Source organism: Mycobacterium sp. NPDC050041, from assembly GCF_049541695.1.
Taxonomy (GTDB): domain Bacteria; phylum Actinomycetota; class Actinomycetes; order Mycobacteriales; family Mycobacteriaceae; genus Mycobacterium.
Map to the genome: position 1 here is coordinate 155,480 of NZ_JBMVDG010000011.1, position 19,029 is coordinate 174,508.

The window sequence follows — 19,029 nt, forward strand, 5'->3', positions numbered from 1 at the left end:
TCTCGCTATGCAGGCGTGGTGGTTGCACCCGTGTCGGTCATGCTCCCGGTGACGGTGCGGCCGCCGAGCATGGTGGCCAGCACACGGGTATCCGGCAGGTCAGTGAGCCGACAGGTCAATGGGTTTCGGTCCACGACAACCAAGTCCGCGTGGTGTCCGACAACCAGTGATCCTATTCCGTTCCAGCCCAGGACCTGGGCAGCGGTGCGTGTCCACATGGCCAGTGCCTCGGTGCGTGAGATTCCGGCGGTAGCGGCGGGACGTCCGGTGGCGCCGTAGCGCGGTTCGACAGCCAAGGCGAGGTGTTCGAAGATGTTCTTGGGTCCCCAGTCCGTGCCGCACCCTACGGTCATCCCGGCCGCCAGGAAACGCTGCAGCGGAACGAGATGTTCGAGGATGTGTTGTCCGACGCGCTCGGCGAACAGCTCTCCCTTACCCCAGGAGAACGACATGGTGGTTGTGAGTCCGAGTCCCAGGGCCGCGAGGCGCCTGATCTGGTGAGGTTCGGCTATCGCGGCGTGCTGCACGATCCAAGGGCGGTCACCCGCGCGCAGCGGCCCGTCGAGGCTTTCGAGCTGGTCGAGGTAGGTGGCGAGTTCACCGTTGCCGGCGATCATCATGTTCAAGCGCAGGCCACTCTCCAGGCAGAACCGCATGATCTTCTCGACCGTGTCGGCAGGTACGAAGGATCGCCCTGTGGTCATGGCGCCGAATGGTCCTCGGTACGGCTCACGCATCAGTAGTTGTCCAGAGTGGCAGGACCCGCCGCGCCCGACGGTGATGCCGTCGACGCGCAGCATGTCGTCGTCGCGGTCAACCATGTCGGTGGCGCGTTGCAGCCGGGTCAGCAGGCGTTTGACGTCCAGTGGCTGATCGTCGGGCATGCCGTAGATGTGCGCTTCCGGTGCACATTGCACCCGCACGGTGAGCTGATCGGTGCTGCGCAGCCACCGGTAGAGCTCGATGTGGGAGAAGTCCATCGCGTGGGCTTCATAGACAGTGGTTACGCCGAGTGCGTTGGCGTCCCGCATCGCGCGAATCACGCCGGGCTCGAAAGCGTTGGGCTGCAGCAATGGTAGGCGCCGTAGCAAGCTGTTCATGTAGTCGTCGTTGTTGTAGTACAAGGTGACCGCACCGTGAAGTCGGCCAGTGGGCTCCCCGCTGGTGTCCTTCTCGACCCAGACATCGCCGATGCGGTCGGCCGTGTGGCGGTCGATGCCCAGCCGCTGCAATCCGGCGCTGTTGAGTACACACGTGTTCGGGATGACCGGAGCCCACGCCTGGATGAATACCGGATGGTGCGGTGCGGCGCGGTCGAGCACGACTCGATCGGGCAGGACGCCCTCAGCGAGGTCACGGTACGAGCGCCTCAGAAAGTAGTGCGGCTCCCCCACTGGAGCCGTCATGATCCACTCGCCGACCGGCGTCGTCTGCGCGCGGGAGGTGATGCGCGCGGCGATGTCGCTGTGGTCGACCGCATCGGCCAGGTCGACCAAAGGCTCGGCGATCACCCCGAAGTGCAACAGGTGGGGGTGGGTGTCGACGAAGCCGGGCAGCACGGTGGCGCCGTCGAGGTCTACGACATCGGCGTCCGCTCCGGCCGCACGACGAACGGCGGCGTCGTCGCCCACGGCGGTGATGTGGCCCTCGGTGACGGCCACCGCTTCGGCGACGGTGTCTGCGTGATCGCAGGTGAGGACGGTGGCGTTGGTGTAGACGGTGCTCGTCATGAATGGGTCGCCGCATCCCGGACGCCGTGGTCTTTGGCGCTGCCCTTGAGCTGGCAAGCGCCGCTCGCGCGGAATGGCTCGGCGAGCTGCGCCAGATATCCCACGGGGTAGTTCGGTTTGGCGGCCATACCGAGGTCGTCGCTGCTGAATCGGCGCTGAGGGTCGAAGGAGAATGTGCGCAGCGCGTGGTCCCAGACGAGGGTGAACAGACCGAAGTTGACGTCACCGATGCCTGCCCACTTCAGGTGATGAAAGCGGTGGCCCTCATTGAGCGCCAGCACCTTGCGCAGCGGACCAATGCGGTAGTCGGCGTTGGAATGCTGCAACAGCAGTTGCACCGCAATGCACACGGTCAGCACCTCGGCCACGGCCTTGGGCATTCCCAGCAGCAGCAGCGGCACGGTGCCGGCCGCAAGTTCCAAAGCCCCGTGCAGTGGGTGCTTCATCAAGCCGTTGAAGCCGTAGAACCGTTTGACGCTGTGATGCACGGCGTGAAAGCGCCACAGCCATCCCACCTTGTGACTGACCAGGTGCGCGGCGGTCACCCCGAGATCAGTGACCACGATCGCGACCAGCACCTGCACCACGAATGGCAGCCCCGCGGGCCACCGTTCACCGAACGGTGACAGCGCGGCCATGAGCGGAATCACCAGCACTGTGAGTAGCAGAGACGTCTCGTTGATGAAAGCGTGTGCCACGTCGCGGCGATCATCACCGACCGACGTGTTCCACTCGTCGGAGTAGGGCAAGGTTCGCTCGGCAACGAACGACAGGCCGATCGCCGCAACGATGAGCGCCGCCATCCACAGCTCGGCCCAGGGCGCGTGCGCCAGGCCGATGGCAGCACCGTTTATCCCGATCAGCATCACCGGGACGTAGCCGTAGCGAACAAATGTCTTCGTCATGTTCTCAGTGTCGAGAGTGCGAGTAGGTCGGCGCATGTACAGATCCGGCGACCTTTTTGCCGAGCGTGGTTCGACGTATTCAGGCGTCGGCGCCGAGTTGGCATACTCAAGACGTGACATGGTCGGGTGCAGCGGTGATCGAGCCAGGCCGGCTGATCTACGGCGGTCGCCTTGGCGCCGCGCACGGTCATTCGCACGCGGCGGTACAGATTGCCGTGGCCTCCGATGAACGGGTGCTCTTCACCGACACTTCGGGCCGTAGCGTCCACGCCCGCGCCGGGGTCATTCCGTCGGGCGTCATGCACTCTGTCGATGCCGGCGCGGCGACCGGAGTCATGATGTATCTGGATCCCACGAGCGCACGCGGGCGCCGCGTCGAGGCTCTCGTCGACCGGGACGCGAAGGTGAACGTCTCCGCCTGGGTCACGGCGGCGCAGCGGCTTCCGGCAGCGCCGCCGCTGTCGGAGGATCTCTCGGCGGCCGCCGATGCCGTGCTCGCCCATCTCCTTGGGCCTGATGACCTCGTCACCACACGGGCCGAGACGCATTCCGCTGTCGCGGCCGCCATCACGCTGCTGCCCGACCTGCTCGGCGGCCCGGTGCGTCTGACCGACGTCGCTTCCGCCGTTCACCTGTCGGCCGACCGGCTCGGCCGCTTATTCGCCCGCGACATCGGTTTGTCGTTTCCCGCCTACGTCCGGTGGGCAAGGCTCATCCGCGCGATGGAAGTGGCGCGAGAGGGAGGGACCATCACCGATGTGGCGCACGCCGCCGGATTCACCGACAGCTCCCACGCCAACCGCGCGTTCCACGAGATGTTCGGCGTTGCACCGATCGACGTGCATCGCAGCGTGCGGCTCGCCTGACCAATCGCGCGGCTGTGGGGCGCCCCCGGCAGGATTCGAACCTGCGGCCTTCTGCTCTGGAGGCAGACCAAACCCGTTCAGGGCGGTCTGTCGGCGTTCGCCGAGGTGTAGCGGCTAGAGCAGAATGGTGGCTCTGACCTGCTGCATCATGTTGCACGGGTCCGTGGGCGTTCGAGGCCGTTCGCCGAGGAGTTTTGCTTGAGTTGTGGCGAAGATAAGTCGGTTTGTCAGCTCGCCAGCAGGGATCCAAAGCCTTGGTCGGCGAGGGCGATGGCGTCAGACTGGCCGAGGATGACGCCATCGAGGTCGGGATGATTGCCGAGGTGAGACTGCGCGTGCTCGGAGTTGGTGTGGAAGGTGATTGATCGACAGACGGTATTGGCCAAGGTCCCGCAGCAGTCAGCGTGGCCGATGACGACGACGGTGGTGGCTGGTTGCCACATTCATTCGTGGCCGCGGCGTTGAATGCGGATCAGTGTGCCCGAGTCGGGGTCGGTCGAGTCGATGATGCCGTCGCCGCCGGTCATCAGTGGGATGCCGAGCGCGTCGATCGCACACATCGCAGCGACCGAGCGGTGGTCGGCAAGGCGGACGGTGTGGCCCGTGGGCCGGCCAGAGAAGGGGTAGGCGACGTCGACCTGTCCATCGGAGGCGGTGTGCACGAGGTCGGCGCTGGCGAGTTGATTCAGCGCGTCATCGAGATCGACGCCGACTGCGGTCGCCGTCGATGATAAGTCGTCGCGATGAGCCTGGCCTTTATCGCAAAAGACCCGCAGCACGCCCTGGTGTATTTCGCGGATCGCGGCCGGAAGTTGGTCGGCGACCTCGGCGACAGATGCGGTCTGCCCGACGACCGCTCGGGCATTGATGACCGCGGCCGATCGGCGCGGCGCAATGCGTCGAGAACGCGTCGCGGTGTGGGCAAGTCCAGTCGGCACGCGTCGCCGATTGGCCCGCCGATCTCGCCCCGCATGACGTTTATACCATCGACAAGCACGGTCGGCGACAGGGTAGCGGCCGACGCGGTCGATAGTCGGCGCTTGGATGCCAAGTGTGGCCAGGCATTCGTTGACCAGCGTCCTGGAGGCATCGGCGTTGGGGCATCCCGGCGACGTGAGTAATTCGATACGCAGGTCGGCTCGCTTCCGTGCGGCGGGCGTCGTTCTCACCAAACCAGCATGACACCCCCGCGCCGGCGCTCGCCCGGTGCGGCACCGAAACGCACGGTTCGGCGCCACCGTCGTGTCCTAATTCGCCTGTGGCGCAATGTAGCCCACCCGAGGTTTGCTGGCATCCCGGCCGATGGAAACGGCCGCTCGAAAAAATCCCTGACTTCTGCTCGGCAGTCAGGTGGGGGGTGCCTAGATATTCTCGCGGGTCACATGCGGGCCAGTGTCAATTGCCCTCGGTGGTGGTCGTAGTGCTGGCCTGGGTAGCGGTAGACGTTGGCGAGCGTCATGTAATCGAGGAAAAAGGGGTCCCAGCCGGGCGGGTAATGCATGCCTCGGCGCAGGGACGTGTTGTTCTCTCTGTCGAGCGACCGCTGTAGCTTGCCGATTTCGCGGTCCATTTTCTTGCCCATGCGCCGACGGTTGTAGAAGAGAGAGGCCGCGCAAGACCCGTAGTAGTTGATCACATGAAACGGCGGCGTGGCAACGTCGAGCATCCGCGCAAAGCCTCGGCTGACGCGGACTGGTAGTCGCCCGAGTATGCGCACGATGATCAGCAGTCGTCGCACGAGCATGTAGGCGAACACCATGTGGAATAGCAGCTGCTCGTTCGTCCATCGTGTGCCAACAGTGGCTTTGTTCCAGTCGTCATCGGTTGCGGCGGCCAGGAGATGATGGAGGTCGGCGCGGGCGCGCTCCAAGTCGGCCGCTATTGCTGCCCGATCGGTTGTTGGTTCCGACATGGGTCACCTCGATTCGTGCTGTGTCGCGCCAGCTTCAAGCCTATGCACCACGAGCCCGATCAGAACCGCCACTCGGGCGGTCGCAGGTCGACGGCCGCGTCGGGATCGCTCGCCGAGGCGGCAGCACGCCGCTGTGGATCACGTCAGGCCCTCCGGTGTGTCCGGTGTGGGCGCCCACGTCAGGATGGCGTCGCCCAAGCACTCGATGAGCCGCTCCCGCGCCACGCCCCGTACGTGGTCGTTGACGAGCCCGAGAACCGGACCGAGCAACACGCCGGGCGCGGTGACGCAATCCTCGGCGGGGAGAGCCTCAGCCAACTCCCAGCCGTGTGCCTCAAGCTCGGCATCGCCGGTGAGCCGGCCGCACATGACGACCGTGGCGGCCTCGGTGACGCGGCAGTCGCGCACGAGCTCGTTGTCGTCGGTGACGTCGGCCTCGGCCGCGGCGATCATGCCAGCCTCGCGCATCCGCTCGACGAACACGGAGCGCCAGCGTGCGGGCTCGACGCGCACCACGTTCGGCGGCGGCGGGCCGGGCGGCGACGCGTCGACGAGAACGCTCCCGGTCAGGTTGAGCAGCGGCTCGACGAGCACAGCTGCCCTTACCTCGCGGGGCCGCGACGCTCGGCACTGAGCTCACCGCCCGGCAGGTACCCGGTGCCCGCGTGCCAGCCGGCTCATACCCCACCAGGCGACCGGTGCGAGCACCACGACGGTCCACATGCCGGGGACATAGGAGGTTGTGGAGTCGTTGAGCCACGGGAACACGAGGAAGTGAGCCAGCTCCGTGACACCCATGGATGCGAAGAAGGTCCACGCTAGATAGCGGCCAAAGGGGCTCGCTCGTTTCATCAAAAGAGGCACCACCAACCACGCGCCTACCGAGAGCCCGACGAGCGCCAGTACGGCGAACGACGCGACATCCGGCTTCGGTACGCCCGTAACGTCAGCAAGGTAGGCGAAGAACCCGAACTGTTTCTCCTCGACGCGGTGCAGAAGAAAGAGGACCAGGCAGCTGACGAACGGCACCTTGATGTCCGACCAAGTCCCGCGCGCCGGAAGGACCAGCCACAGCACCAACCCGCCGATGAAACCAGCCGTGAAGATCAGCATCGTGACGACACCGAAGCCGATGTATCCGAGCAGCAGCGTCACCGTGCTGACCAGCAGTGCGGCCACGACGGCCGAAGCAGGCGCCTTCGCCGACGTGGTTGCGCGTCGCGCGGCGTCTCCCCCGGCCGACGGTGCAGACCTCACGCCGAGAGTTGCTCCGCGAGATCGGCCGGGACGGTCATCGACGTCATCAGTCCGGCGTCCACCCGGCCGGTGTTACCCTGCGGATAACGGCCGGTCAGCGAGCCCGGTGCAGCGACGACGATGCGCACCACCTGGCCGAGCGCCTCACGGCGATCATGTTCGCGCAGCGCGAGTTTAAGCATCGTGACGTGATTGAGCGTGTGCAGCAACGGATTCGGTTGCGAGATGATGTGCGCCCGTTCAAGATGCCGCCAGCGCTGCTCAGTTGAGGCTGCAGCCGTCGCCGCCGCCATCTCTCGGTGATATAGCGCGCGTGCCTGTGGGCTGAGCCGATTCATTCGAACACGCCCCTATTCCTCATCGCAGCATTGGCAGTCGTGCCGGTCGGTCGCCGCCTCGGCTGCCGGCAGCGGGGCGGCGCAACACGTTCGTCCCTTCCAGGCTTCGAGGCCTTCCCGTACGGCGATGGCGGCGATGACGAGGGCGGCCAGCGGGTCAGCCCACGACCACCCGAAGAAGCTGTTCAAGAGAAGCCCTACCAACAGCACCGCCGATAGGTAGGTGCAGAGCAGGGTCTGTTTGGAGTCGGCGACGGCCGATAGCGAGCCAAGTTCGCGCCCTGCTCGCCGCTGCGCCCAGGACAGCACCGGCATGATGGCCAGGCTCACGGCTGCCAGAGCGATGCCCACTGTCGAGTGCCGGGCTTCACCGAAGCCGAACAGCGACCGAACCGCATCGACGGCGACGTAGGCGGCGAGGGCGAAGAAGGAGAACGCGATGACCCGCAAGGCGGCTCTCTCTCGGGACTCGGGGTCCTTGCCGGCAAACTGCCATGCCACCGCCGCAGCGGACGAGACCTCGATGACGGAGTCCAGCCCGAACCCGACGAGGGCTGCCGATGAGACGCGTGTCCCCTCGGCGAGCGCGATGATGGCCTCGATCACGTTGTAGGTGATGGTCGCCGCGACGAACAGGCGGATTCGACGTGATAGCACTCGCCGTCGGTTGTCGGTGATCATCGGGCGCGCGGCCGGCACGCCCAGATCGCTCATCAGCAACACTCCTTCTCATCGCTGGCCGGGCAACAACCGGGGTCGACCGCCAACACCACCCCAGCGAGGTCGTTGAGCGCGTGGCCGATTCGAGAATCGGCCAACTCATAGCGTGTGCGCCGACCTTCGGGGATCGCGACGACGAGGCCACATCCCCGCGGGCACGCGAGATGGTTGGAGACGGTTTGGCGCGAGACACCGATGTCATCGGCCAGGTCGGACGGGTAGCGGCCACCGCGACACAAACTCTGCAGGATATGGGTTCGGGTAGCGTCCGACAACGCGTAGCCGAACCGCACCAGCGCATCGCGACGCACTACGGTCTCCATCACCGACGATGGTACAGAATTTCGTGTATTCACACAACGCTGTACCGACTAAAGTCGTCGGCCCCTCGGTGTCAGTGCTCGGCGACCGAGTTACCGGCCGTTGACGTGCGTCCAACGCCAGGGAGGAACCGGCCGACCGTTGCGGCGTAGTCGACGTAGCGCCGACCGTGCGTGAACCGCAGATAGGGTTCTTCCACGACGCGCACCTGCAATTCAATGGACACCAGCAGCAATGCAAAGCCAATGAGCGTCAGGATGTTCGGCACCATCAGGGCCACGCCGGCGCCGAAAGTGAGCATGGCGGTGAAGATCGGATTGCGAACCCACCGGAAGACTCCGCTGTCCACCAGCTGCGTCTTCTCCGTAACGTCGACGCCGATACGCCAGGAATCGCCCATGGCTTCCTGCGCCCCCAACGTCGCCGCGACGCCCGCAATGGCAGCGCATGCGCCTACGATTCCCCAGACGCGGTGATCGAGACTTTCGATCGGCGCGAGGATCCCGACCAGTTGCAGGACCGGCGCCGCGACGCCGACCAGGATCGCCATCACGAAGCCCATCCCAGCGAGCCATTCCCATGAACCCGGTCGCCCGTGGATCCCGCGCATCCCCGTCGATCCCGTTCGCCGCCATTGTCGGTAGCTGCGCAGCCCGAAGGCGGTGGCGAGGAAGACGCCGTAGAGCGCCAATGCTGCAACGGACATGATGTCTCGTCCTTCCGTCGATGTGATGTGACCCGGTCCTATGGCTGAGCGCGGTCGAGGACCGGAGATTCTGAAGTTGCGAAGTCCTCAGGGCGCCGACTGAACCGCGTCGCGCACAAGCTCGAGCAAAAGCGGTACACCCGGTGATCGTGGGTCACAGTAACGGCGGTGCCTGTCGCCGCAATGTGCATGCGGCATACCGGATCCACGTGTCCCTGATGTGTGCTGGCGACATCGGCGGCGTACACCTCGATGGGTTCGGCGATGTTTCGCAGACGCATCGCACCCAATGTTGCGATCGGCAGCCCAAAGTTGGCGTTCGCCGCGGCAACTGATGGGTCGATGAGGATCTGGCCGGCGCTCGCCTGGCCGGCAAGACGAGCGGCGAGGTTGACCGTGGCGCCGAAGACGTCGCCACGTCGGCGCACAACGGGCCCCGAACTGACACCAGCGCTCAATAACGGGAAGCCTCCAGCACCGCGCGTGGCCTCAGTAAGGCGGATTAGGAAGCCGAGCGCTGCCTGCGCGTTGCCCGTGATGACCATGACAGCGTCGCCGATTGATTTGATCACCTCGTCGCCGGGGCCGAGCGCATCTGCCGCCATGCCGGCGAAGGCGTCCGCCAGTTCGGCAGCGTGGTGGTCGCCGTGGACCTCGGTCAGCGCGGTGAATCCGGACAAGTCCGCGAAGATCACGACTGCGTGAGTGTCAATGTGTTCGAAAGGTGTCCACGCAGGCTCGCCCATGTCGTCAGCCGCCGTCTCGTCCGCTTCGGTAGCTCGGTCCGTGCGCTTCGGCGCAGTGATCGTCGGCCGGGACTGGGTTGTGATCGATTTGCAGCGTGGTGTGGTCGATGCCGTGATCGGTGTGCAGGAATTCCTCCAACTGCGCACGGACGCGCGGACCAGGCCCCAGCCTGCTTTGACCATGCGGCCCTCCTACTTAATGCGTGACACAATACATAGCGATATGCGCATATGTCTATACCTGATGTGGTGTTCGGCTTGGATCACGTCGCAGAACGGCGCTCGTTGCGGCCGGTCCACCAGCCCACAGCGTGCGGACGACCTACGGTTTCACTCCGTATATAGTCGAGGCCGATGCAGATAACGCGCGCTTTCAGCCACCGTGGGACGCGACCCCTTGCACTCGGAGCAGACGCGGCCTTTTCCGCTAGTCAAGCCGCATCGGCGATGCCTAACCGTAAGAAGGACGTGCTCTGATGGCTCCTGCCACGCGAATACTGCTGACCGCCTTCGCGGTCATCACCTTGGTGATCGGAGCGGGCGTATACCTCTCAGTTCGCGATCAAGACGAACCGGCTCTGGCGCAGACGCAGGCCGAAGACGTCGGTCAGCTGGTCCGCGATAATAGTCGCCGCCTCAATACGGTGCCGAACAGCGACACCACCTTCGTCGAATTCCTGGACTTCGAATGCGAAGCATGCCGCGCGGCATTCCCGCTCGTCGAACAGCTGCGCTCCGAGTACGGCGACCGGGTCAACTTCGTCGTCCGCTATTTCCCCATCAAGTCGCACTTCAATGCGGAGCGGGCGGCCCGGGCGGTGGAGGCGGCCGCTCAACAAGGCAAATTCGAGCCGATGTACAAGAAGATGTACGAAACGCAGACCCAGTGGGGCGAACAACAGAAGCCGGCCGATGCGACCTTCCGAGGCTTCGCCAACGAACTCGGCATCGACATGGGGGCGTTTGACACCGCCTACAACGACCCCGCGACACTCGAACGCATCAACTTGGACGTCGCCGACGGTGAGGCTCTCGGCGTGCAGGGCACGCCGACCATCTTCCTCAACGGCAAGGAACTGGAATTCAGAACCTACGAAGACATGTCGACGGCGGTCGAACAAGCGTTGAAGAACTAGACGGACGAACAGGCGGACCTCGGCCTGCCACGAGTCGTCCCCTTGGGGGCACGACAACGCGCGGTCGATGCCATCTGCAGTGCGGACGGCTGTCGCGATTGGTGGCGCGAGCGGCAAGACCGGTCGTTGTGCGTCCTTCTCTGTGATTACCTTCCTTGCGTGGTCTCCGGGCAAGCCAACTCAGATGTCACCTATTCGTGCAGAAGACCCCCGATCTGCGATGGCATTGCGTTCCGGCGCGGAGACCTGGCTAAGCCGTCGACATTCCCGCTGTCTGTGGCGCTTCACCTCAGTGACCTCCGGTGGCGCGCGCGACGGCACAACTCGGATCCCACGCAAACGGGATTGCGCTGCAGCCAGAGCACACCCGCTTCAACAGTTGTCCGCAGCAGCTTCTCCAGTAACGCTCTGCCGTCGCGGGCTGCGCAGCTGACACTGCGGTGTGCAAGACGGCGCCCTTCAGATCGGGAGCGTGGTGTTGCTGACGAATGCATCCCGAACCCATGCAATGAACTCATTCCACAATCCAGTCACTAGCGCCAGACCCACGACGACCAGCAGCACGCCACCGAAGACTTGAATTCCTCGGGTGTTTCGCCGTAGCCAGCCCAACGCGCCTACTGCATGCGTGGAGCCGAACGCCAGAACAATGAACGGGATGCCAAGGCCTAGACAGTAGGCGACGACCAGCGCCAACCCGCGGGCGACGTTCGTTCCTTCGGTCGCGGACGCCACCGCGATCACGCCGGTGAGCGTCGGGCTCAAGCACGGGGTCCAACCCAGTCCGAAAACCGCACCGAGAAGTGGTGCGCCGCCCAGCGTTGACAGTGCTTTCGGCGTGAACCGAGCCTCGCGTTGCAATGCGGGGATGAAGCCCATGAACGCCAGGCCCATGATGATCGTGACGACACCGCCGATGCGTTGCAGCAACACCTGGTTGCTGATGACCGCCGTCGTCAATCCCAGGATGGCGACAGTTCCCATCAGGAAAACACAAGTAAAGCCGGCGACGAAGAGGCCCGCTGCTCCTGCGAGCCGCAGACGTGCGCTCCCCGACCGCTCGGTTCGCGGGCCCGCGTCCCCTCCTACTACCGCGGCCAAATACGACAAGTAGCCGGGCACCAGCGGGACGACGCACGGTGACGCAAACGACACAAGGCCCGCCATCACCGACACGAGCAAAGCCAGGAGCACCGGCCCGGACGTGGCGATAGCCGTGAAGCTATCCGCAGCGTTCAACACTCATCCGACCTGCCTCCCGCGCACCTACTTATCTACTACGTATACTAGTAGAAGTGGTTTGGAGTCCTCGACCGCGGGCCGTTCTCGAGAGCCGATCAACTACTATGCAGGTACGTACATGCAGAGGGCATCGTTCTATCGCCATGCGGGCACGAGTGGAGGGAAGGGGAAGTCCATGCAGCATTCCTCGCGTAAGCCGATGGTCGCGACGATGACGGTCGTATTCGCAGGTGTCTTGATGCTCAACGCGACGTCGGCTCCGGCCGAGCCGCCAGCCCCCACGCCTCCTGCACCTGGCGATCCGCTTTCGGTACCGGCGTCCATGCCGCAGATGCCCGGTGTGCCTCTATCTGCCGACCCGCTGCCAGGACCGGCGCAGTCGATACCCGCTGATACGCCGGCCGGCCAGAACCCGACGCCCTACATGGGGCCGCCAGTCTTCGCTCCCCCGACGTTCAATCCGGTGCAGGGCTCGATGGTCGGTGTCGCCAAGCCCATCGTCATCAACTTTCAACGGCCTATCGCCGACCGCCCTCTAGCCGAGCAGGCCGTTCACATCTCGTCCGACCCTCCGGTGCCCGGCAAATTCTACTGGATGAGCGACACCCAACTCAGATGGCGCCCCATAGATTTCTGGCCGGTAAACGCCACCATCAACATCGATGCCGGCGGGACGAAGTCGAGCTTCCGCACCGGCGACTCATTAGTGGCGACCATCGATGACTCCACCCACCAGATGGAAATCATGCGCAACGGCAAGCTCGAAAAGACAATCCCGGTATCGATGGGAAAGCCGGGATACGAGACCCCCAATGGCACCTACTACGTGCTGGAAAAGTTCGCGGACATGGTGATGGATTCCTCGACATACGGCGTTCCGATCGACTCAGCCGAGGGTTACAGGCTCAAAGTCCAGGACGCGGTCCGGATCAGCAACGGGGGCATCTTCGTTCACGGCGCCCCATGGTCAGTCGCCGATCAGGGCAAACGCAACGTCAGCCACGGGTGTCCCAACCTGAGTCCAGCTAATGCACAGTGGTTCTACGACAACTTCGGCAGCGGGGACCCGGTCGTCGTCAAGAACTCCGTCGGGATCTACGACGAGAATGACGGAGCCCAGGACTGGCAGATTTGACCTCTGACCCGGTGTTTGCCGAGCGCTTATGAAATGCCCGCATCCGAACCGCTTGGCCGTTCGGAAGGACTTTCGCGAAACAACCGCGCCGCCAGCGCGGCGAACACCAGCGCGATCGTCGCCCACATCACCAAGTTGGTCCCCAGCGTATGCAACCGGAACTCATAGAGGTCATCGGCGGCGAATCCCGGATAGACGATGGCGCCGGTGTCGTTGCGCAGTGCGTTTGGTGTCTCGTCGAACGTCGGCAGCATGAGCATGACGATCGCAATAGCTACAACATACGATCCGGCAGCGGTGAGCGTTGCATTCCAGTTGCCCAAGCGTGGTGACAGCCGCCGGCTCAACCACACCGCCGATACCATCAGGACGGCCGAGAGCACCACGATCAGCACGAACAGCAGGGTACGCTGCTGAAGAGTTTCTTCCTGCCCTACCGCCGGAGGGTTCTTGGGGTATTTCACTGCCGGTACCAGGTACAGCGACAGGAACATCCCGGCGGCCAACAGGATTGCGAGCAGGCGCGGTGAGAGATTTCCGATGCGCCCATAGGCGACGCAATAGGCCACCGCGAACAGTGCCCCCATGGCGACACTGAACGCCAGCACGCCAAGGCCCATGCCGATATTGGCCTGTACCCCGCGGGTAAACATCTCGACACCGTGCTCGTTGACCCCGCCGCCTCGTTGCGGCCCTCCTCGTAGGCGACAGCGCGGCCGATTACCGGCGTAACGAACAGCCGGGCGTACGCGAATGACAACTGCCCCGCCAGCGCGCCGGCAACCAGGCCACGCGCGACGATCCGCTTCTCCATGCTCAGTTGTCCCCGATCAGTGGCACGGGAAGCCGAGGAGATGACGGCCGTCGTACAGAAACTCGTAGAGATGCTCGTTGCTGCCGAACATCGATGTTGCGCCCTGATCGAGGCCGAAAAAGTACAGCACGATTACAGCTAAGACCGCCGTGCCGGCAACCCAGACTGCGTCCTTCGCCGCGGGAAGGTCGAGCGGCGGCGCATGCGGTGCGATTGTCGAATTGGCCATGTCAGCTCCTGATCGGGACGGGACGTCCCGGGTCGATGGATACCAATGAGCAGCGGGTCCGACAGTTGCGATGGCGTGACCGGTCCGGTCCTCGGCGACTTTGTCGGCGAGCAACATCAGCAGCATAAGATGCTCGTCCGTACCGCCCTACAAGGACATTGAACGAGTCCACGTCGACTCGACATTCCACCCGCCCGGCAAGGACGTCAGCATGCCGAGTGCGAAGCTACCGACGAACGACTGAGCGGTTCTCAGGGTCCCTATCACCCGACGACGTGGTTTCACCACCGACGCGACGTGCGAACTGGCGCAGACAGGCCATCGAACAGAACCGGTATCGAGCGCCCTGGTGCGTGATCGTCAACTGTTGGGTGTCTGTCGCGACATGCATCCGACAAACTGGGTCGACGTGCTCTTGATGACGGATTCCGACGTCGAGAGCGAATGCCTCGACGAGCGGGCCGACGTTTCGCAACTGAAGCGGCCCCAACGATGTTGCCGCGAGAGGGTCGGCCCCGCGAAGCGCGGACGCGGCCTCATCGTTGACGACGATCTGGCCTGCCTGGGCGACGGCGGCGAGCCTGGCCGCTGTGTTGACAGTCGACCCGAAGACGTCTCCGCGCCGCTTCACCACTGGGCCCGCACAGATGCCGGCACGCAACAACGGAAAGCCCGGGATGCGGCGGGTCTCGTCGTGGAGTCTGCGGAGCAAGGCCAGCGCCGCGGGAGCGTCCTGACTTGTGATCATCACGGCATCGCCAATGGTCTTGATCAACTCGTCGCCGGGCCCGAGGACCATCTCGGCTACGGTGGCGAACGTGTCCGCAAGTTCGGCGGCACGATGATCGCCATGGGCTTCGGTGAACGCAGTGAACCCGGCCATGTCGACGAAGACCACAGCCGTTTCGACATCGGCGTGTTCGAATTCACTTGCAGCGCTGAACATGTCGATTGTCATGGCGAGGTTCCCTGACGCGCACCAACACGCGACACTGCTGGAGTCACCGACGGCATCGACAACCCGAGAAGTCGAAGCGCATTGGCGACGACGATAAGCGTGGAGCCTTCGTGGATGAGGACGGCGGGGCCGATGCCCAACCCGAAGATCGTCGCCGGGATCAGGACCGCGACGATGCCGAGACTCGCCCAAAGATTCTGCTTGATGACCCGTGATGAACGGCGACTCAGATTCACCGCGAACGGCAGTGCCTTGAGGTCGTCGGCCATCAGCGCAACGTCGGCGGTCTCCAACGCCACGTCGGACCCTGCGGCGCCCATCGCTATCCCGACGTTCGCTCCCGCCATGGCGGGGGCGTCGTTGACACCGTCACCGACCATGCCGACCCGGCCGTAGCGCTCTCGCAGCGCGGCGATCTCGGCCACCTTGTCCTCCGGCATCAGATCGCCACGCGCGTATGCGACGCCGACTTCGGCTGCGACGGCATCGGCCACCCGCTGGTTGTCACCCGACAGCATGACGGTGTTGCCGATGCCAAGTTCCGCGAGACGTGTGATGACCGCCGACGCCTCCGGCCGAGGCACGTCCATCAAACCGATCGCACCCAGCCAGCGGTCGCCCGCGCGTACGAGCATCGTGGTGCGGCCCGCCTGTTCGAGTCTCTCGACGTCGGCGGCCAGAGCCGTCGGCGGACGCTGGGCGGCGTCGGTGAACAGTTCAGTCTTGCCGATGCGGACCTCGACCCCATCCACGGACGCGGCGATGCCGCGGCCGATCACGGCACGAACATCGGTCGCCCGCGGTACCACGGCGCCAGCCAGGCGCTCGCGGCCATCGCGGACGATGGCGCGCGCGAGTGGGTGATCGCTCTGTTCCTCTACTGCGACCGCGACCGTGAGCAGTTCGAGCTCGCTTGCACCTGCGGTCGCGATCACGTCGGCGATCCGCGGTCGGCCTTCGGTGAGAGTGCCGGTCTTGTCGAAGGCCAGCACCTCGACGCGGCCGAGCTCCTCCAGCGCGGCGCCGCCCTTCATCAAGATTCCGGCCCTGGCCGCTCGCGCCACCGCCGACAGCACTGCACTGGGCGTGGCGATCGCCAATGCACACGGGCTGGCAGCCACCAGAACGGCGAGCGCCCGATACACGGTGGCAGTAAACGGCTCGTCGACAACCAGTCCGGCGAACAGCAACAGGAAGACCCCGGCCAGGATCGCCGGCACGAAGATGCGTTGAAACCGGTCGGTGAAGCGCTGCGTCGACGTGGTCTTGGTCTGAGCCTCGGCGACCAAGCGGACGACCCGGGCCAGCGTGGAGTCGGCGGCCACTCGGGTCACCTGGATCTCGATGGCGCCGGCGCCGTTGATCGTCCCGGCGAACACCCGGGCCGACGCGTCGATGAGTTCGGGTGACGCGGCGGCGGCCGCCACGTCTGGCACCGGGCTCTTGTCGACGGGAACGCTCTCGCCGGTCACCGGAGCCTGATCGATGCTGCTGGTACCGGCCACGACGAAGCCGTCCGCGGCGAGCCGCATGTTGGGTCGCACGACGACGATGTCGCCGATGCGCAGGTCTGCGACGGGCACTTCGACCGTGTCGCCCGTGCCGCCGCGTCGTACCAGTGCCGTCTTCGGAGCAAGTTCGGCGAGCGCTTCGATCGCCCTGCGGGCGCGACCCATGGCGTAGCCCTCCAGGGCGTGACCGACGCTGAACAGGAAGAGCAACAGGGCGCCTTCGGCAACTTCACCGAGCGCCGCCGCACCTGCCGCGGACACCAGCATCAGGAAGTCGATCTCGAACCGGCCCTGCCGCACGCTGACAAACGCCTCCTGCACGGTGAAGAACGCGCCGAAGAAGAAGGCCAGGGAGTAGACCACCAACTCGGCGGGCCGTGGGGTATCCGCGAACGTCGCCAGAAGCCATCCGGCGAGGAGCAACGTCCCGGACAGCCCCGCGAAGACGAGTTCGCTGCGCTCCCCGAAAATCCCGCCATGACCGTGGTCATGGTCGCCGTGCGCTCCGCCGTCTGCGGTCGTGCCGTCGACGTGGTCGTCCCCGGTGCTCGGCGCGGCGGTCGGTGACGGCGCCACCTCTGCGGCGATGACGTCGACGAGTTCCTCGGCGGTCACCGTCGTCCGCTCGAACTCCAACTCCACCGAGTTGGTTGTGGCTGCGGCGGCGACGACGCCCGGCACCGAGGTCAGGCGATCGACCAGCGCTGTGCGGCTTGCTTCGTCGTCGTGTGTGTCGGTCATCAACCAGCGCAGGTGGCCGTATTGCGAGTTGATCGTCTCGGCCGCCTGCCATGCGCGCCGCTGCACGTCGACCGCCGTCGCCGCGTTGGCGTCGTAATGGACGCACAGGCGCGGTTTCAGCGTGTCGCCGTGGATGACGTGGGCTTCTTCGATGATCGCGTTGGCGGCCAGGTCGCGCGTCAGGCGGTCGGCGCAGCGTTCGTCACTACCTGGAAGAAGGTCGGCGAGCTCGAGCGCCAACGTCTTGTTCGCCGGCATTTCGTACTCTCGGCCTGCCATACATGCGACTATACGCATGTGAGCATATGCACTGTCAAACCCGCTTGGCGATTCGGCACGATTCCGGCGCCGGATCCACAGTCGGGTGCGCACCAGCGGTGTTGAGTCTTCGAACGTCTTGCATTGCAGCCATTGACTGGAGCAACGCAACACCATCGTCGGAGCGGATGGCGCCTTTTTCACGCGCAAACTGCTACCAGCCCGAAACGCCGAGCAGCGCACCGACGTCGAGCGCTTTGAGCTCGACGACTAATTCTCAACGCGACGACCCGTTCGGATTCGGGCATCAGGGCCCGGAGTGAAACCAGCCTCATCGCCGTCTAGCCGCTTGTCACTGTCCCGCCAAGCCGGGGCATGTCGACGTACAGGCTGGCGATCGCGCCCGTTGACAACGCGGTGCCGGTCAGGAAGGCGCCGAGGATTTGCTCCTCGGTTAGCAAGTTGTCACGTTTGGTGCGCAGCAGCGTGTAGACCGCCGCAGGCAGCACCGCAGCGGCGCCGGTGATCACCCCCGGTGAGTACTCACCGAAAAGCCGGGTGGTGGCGATGTGAAACACGCCGTTGATACCCAGCGCCGCCGCCACCGATGTGGCGAAAAACGCGGCACGTCGGCTTGTGGGCCGGTTCGCGCCGCAGGCGCCGGCCGACAACACAGACGGCACCAGGATCGCGTGCGACGCCAGATAGAACTGCGTGGTTGTGGTTCCGAAATGCCTTGTCGCCCAACGCGGGAATCGGGGCAGCTCTTCGGCACAGTGCGCCAGAAACGCAGCGGGAACCAGCCAGTAGAAACGCGCCTTCGGTGTTGACGTCATCTCTGTACCTCTCTGGCTGGTGTCTGCACTGAGGTCACGCACAGCCGCGCGAAAATCGCTTGCGCATACCATTCGGACCGAGGGGCTTCTCGGTCGGTCACCGCGGAAGATTCACGGTGGAATCGCCTCGTTGTATCGCATCATGGTCACCGACCGCCTAGCGAACCTCGTCCTCACAATAGGCGCGATTGTGCGACATCGCAGACCGACCCGGGCGAATATCAGCGCGAACGCGGACATCTCCGAGGGCTTGGTGAGTGTGGTTGGGTGTACCCGTCAAGCACGCGCCGCGGGTGACAGGGTCGATCACTCGGGCGGCGGGTACCAGAACTCCGTAACAGATGACCCCACCTCGTTACCGGCTTGAAACCGCCAACTTGCTTTCCGCCTTACAAGTTACAAGTAAGCGGTGGGGACGCGGCGAGCAATGGTCGACATCGGGATCACCACGGCGTCGAATCAGGTGCAGTCCATCAACTGGACGCGTCGATCGGTGTGGGCTCGTCTGCGTGGTGGTCGCGGCCGACGTGCGCCTCGGCACGCATCCGCTCGACCATGTGCGGGTAGTGCAGTTCGAACGCCGGGCGCTCGGACCGGATCCGGGGCAGCTCGGTGAAGTTGTGCCGCGGCGGCGGGCAGCTCGTCGCCCACTCCAGCGAGTTGCCGTA

General features: G+C 64.8%; 18 protein-coding genes, 1 tRNA gene and 4 pseudogenes. 3 read left to right on the forward strand and 20 right to left on the reverse strand.

Going from position 1 to position 19,029, the window contains the following annotated elements; translation table 11 throughout:
- Nucleotides 1-5: 5 nt before the first annotated feature.
- Nucleotides 6-1,631 (reverse strand): amidohydrolase, encoded by a 1,626-nt coding sequence (locus tag ACPCHZ_RS26090; protein ID WP_423487406.1) that lies wholly within the window; start codon nucleotides 1,629-1,631, stop codon nucleotides 6-8.
- Nucleotides 1,632-1,726: 95 nt separating this feature from the next.
- Nucleotides 1,727-2,635, reverse strand: coding sequence for a sterol desaturase family protein (locus ACPCHZ_RS26095; protein WP_423487407.1), 909 nt, complete (start codon nucleotides 2,633-2,635; stop codon nucleotides 1,727-1,729).
- Nucleotides 2,636-2,691: 56 nt separating this feature from the next.
- Between ACPCHZ_RS26095 and ACPCHZ_RS26100 the strand changes: the two genes are divergently transcribed.
- Nucleotides 2,692-3,501: a helix-turn-helix transcriptional regulator gene (locus ACPCHZ_RS26100; RefSeq protein ID WP_423487408.1), complete on the forward strand. Its 810-nt coding sequence runs from the start codon at nucleotides 2,692-2,694 to the stop codon at nucleotides 3,499-3,501.
- Nucleotides 3,502-3,521: 20 nt separating this feature from the next.
- Here ACPCHZ_RS26100 and ACPCHZ_RS26105 read toward each other — a convergent pair.
- The 11 genes and pseudogenes from ACPCHZ_RS26105 to ACPCHZ_RS26155 form a co-directional block, all read right to left on the reverse strand.
- A tRNA-Ser gene (locus ACPCHZ_RS26105) sits at nucleotides 3,522-3,585 on the reverse strand.
- A gap of 143 nt (nucleotides 3,586-3,728) precedes the next feature.
- Nucleotides 3,729-4,061, reverse strand: a pseudogene (gene merB, locus ACPCHZ_RS26110) (organomercurial lyase).
- Nucleotides 4,034-4,148 (reverse strand): annotated as a pseudogene (merB, locus tag ACPCHZ_RS26115) (organomercurial lyase); the annotation flags it as partial. The pseudogenes merB (ACPCHZ_RS26110) and merB (ACPCHZ_RS26115), both read right to left, overlap by 28 nt.
- Before the next feature lie 731 nt (nucleotides 4,149-4,879).
- Entirely contained in the window at nucleotides 4,880-5,413 is a 534-nt protein-coding gene (locus tag ACPCHZ_RS26120; protein ID WP_423487409.1) for a DinB family protein, read from the reverse strand.
- 138 nt (nucleotides 5,414-5,551) lie between these two features.
- Complete coding sequence (locus ACPCHZ_RS26125; RefSeq protein ID WP_423487410.1) at nucleotides 5,552-6,007, reverse strand: hypothetical protein; 456 nt, start codon at nucleotides 6,005-6,007, stop codon at nucleotides 5,552-5,554.
- A 42-nt stretch (nucleotides 6,008-6,049) separates the two neighbouring features.
- A complete protein-coding gene (locus ACPCHZ_RS26130; protein WP_423487411.1) occupies nucleotides 6,050-6,592 on the reverse strand; it encodes an HXXEE domain-containing protein in 543 nt (180 codons plus the stop codon).
- A gap of 74 nt (nucleotides 6,593-6,666) precedes the next feature.
- Nucleotides 6,667-7,008: a DUF3703 domain-containing protein gene (locus tag ACPCHZ_RS26135; protein ID WP_423487412.1), complete on the reverse strand. Its 342-nt coding sequence runs from the start codon at nucleotides 7,006-7,008 to the stop codon at nucleotides 6,667-6,669.
- Between the two features lie 12 nt (nucleotides 7,009-7,020).
- Nucleotides 7,021-7,722 (reverse strand): cation transporter, encoded by a 702-nt coding sequence (locus tag ACPCHZ_RS26140; protein ID WP_423487413.1) that lies wholly within the window; start codon nucleotides 7,720-7,722, stop codon nucleotides 7,021-7,023.
- The gene (locus tag ACPCHZ_RS26145; protein ID WP_423487414.1) at nucleotides 7,722-8,051 is read right to left on the reverse strand and encodes an ArsR/SmtB family transcription factor; all 330 of its coding nucleotides are present in this window, start codon (nucleotides 8,049-8,051) and stop codon (nucleotides 7,722-7,724) included. Before ACPCHZ_RS26145 ends, ACPCHZ_RS26140 begins: the two co-directional genes overlap by 1 nt.
- A 71-nt stretch (nucleotides 8,052-8,122) precedes the next feature.
- Nucleotides 8,123-8,755: a methyltransferase family protein gene (locus tag ACPCHZ_RS26150; RefSeq protein ID WP_423487415.1), complete on the reverse strand. Its 633-nt coding sequence runs from the start codon at nucleotides 8,753-8,755 to the stop codon at nucleotides 8,123-8,125.
- A 38-nt stretch (nucleotides 8,756-8,793) separates the two neighbouring features.
- Nucleotides 8,794-9,684 (reverse strand): hypothetical protein, encoded by an 891-nt coding sequence (locus ACPCHZ_RS26155; protein WP_423487416.1) that lies wholly within the window; start codon nucleotides 9,682-9,684, stop codon nucleotides 8,794-8,796.
- A gap of 293 nt (nucleotides 9,685-9,977) precedes the next feature.
- On the opposite strand from ACPCHZ_RS26155, the gene ACPCHZ_RS26160 reads away from it, so the two are divergent.
- Nucleotides 9,978-10,637: a DsbA family protein gene (locus ACPCHZ_RS26160; RefSeq protein WP_423487417.1), complete on the forward strand. Its 660-nt coding sequence runs from the start codon at nucleotides 9,978-9,980 to the stop codon at nucleotides 10,635-10,637.
- A 459-nt stretch (nucleotides 10,638-11,096) separates the two neighbouring features.
- On the opposite strand, the gene ACPCHZ_RS26165 is transcribed toward ACPCHZ_RS26160, so the two are convergent.
- Entirely contained in the window at nucleotides 11,097-11,804 is a 708-nt protein-coding gene (locus ACPCHZ_RS26165; protein WP_423487431.1) for a cytochrome c biogenesis CcdA family protein, read from the reverse strand.
- A 250-nt stretch (nucleotides 11,805-12,054) separates the two neighbouring features.
- Here ACPCHZ_RS26165 and ACPCHZ_RS26170 point away from each other — a divergent pair, with 250 nt between their 5' ends.
- On the forward strand, nucleotides 12,055-13,014 hold the full coding sequence (locus ACPCHZ_RS26170) for a L,D-transpeptidase (protein WP_423487418.1): 960 nt from the start codon (nucleotides 12,055-12,057) through the stop codon (nucleotides 13,012-13,014).
- Between the two features lie 26 nt (nucleotides 13,015-13,040).
- Here the strand turns inward: ACPCHZ_RS26170 and ACPCHZ_RS26175 are convergent.
- The 6 genes and pseudogenes from ACPCHZ_RS26175 to ACPCHZ_RS26200 form a co-directional block, all read right to left on the reverse strand.
- Nucleotides 13,041-13,828 (reverse strand): annotated as a pseudogene (locus tag ACPCHZ_RS26175) (CbtA family protein).
- A gap of 16 nt (nucleotides 13,829-13,844) precedes the next feature.
- Nucleotides 13,845-14,057 carry a CbtB domain-containing protein gene (locus ACPCHZ_RS26180; protein WP_423487419.1) on the reverse strand — a complete coding sequence of 71 codons (213 nt, stop codon included), beginning with the start codon at nucleotides 14,055-14,057 and terminating at the stop codon, nucleotides 13,845-13,847.
- Nucleotides 14,058-14,283: 226 nt separating this feature from the next.
- Nucleotides 14,284-15,015 (reverse strand): adenylate/guanylate cyclase domain-containing protein, encoded by a 732-nt coding sequence (locus tag ACPCHZ_RS26185; protein ID WP_423487420.1) that lies wholly within the window; start codon nucleotides 15,013-15,015, stop codon nucleotides 14,284-14,286.
- Complete coding sequence (locus tag ACPCHZ_RS26190) at nucleotides 15,012-17,564, reverse strand: heavy metal translocating P-type ATPase (RefSeq protein WP_423487432.1); 2,553 nt, start codon at nucleotides 17,562-17,564, stop codon at nucleotides 15,012-15,014. The genes ACPCHZ_RS26185 and ACPCHZ_RS26190 overlap by 4 nt, the downstream gene beginning before the upstream one ends.
- Nucleotides 17,565-17,866: 302 nt before the next feature.
- On the reverse strand, nucleotides 17,867-18,361 hold the full coding sequence (locus tag ACPCHZ_RS26195; protein WP_423487421.1) for an HXXEE domain-containing protein: 495 nt from the start codon (nucleotides 18,359-18,361) through the stop codon (nucleotides 17,867-17,869).
- Between the two features lie 473 nt (nucleotides 18,362-18,834).
- Nucleotides 18,835-19,029 (reverse strand): annotated as a pseudogene (locus ACPCHZ_RS26200) (cytochrome ubiquinol oxidase subunit I); the annotation flags it as partial.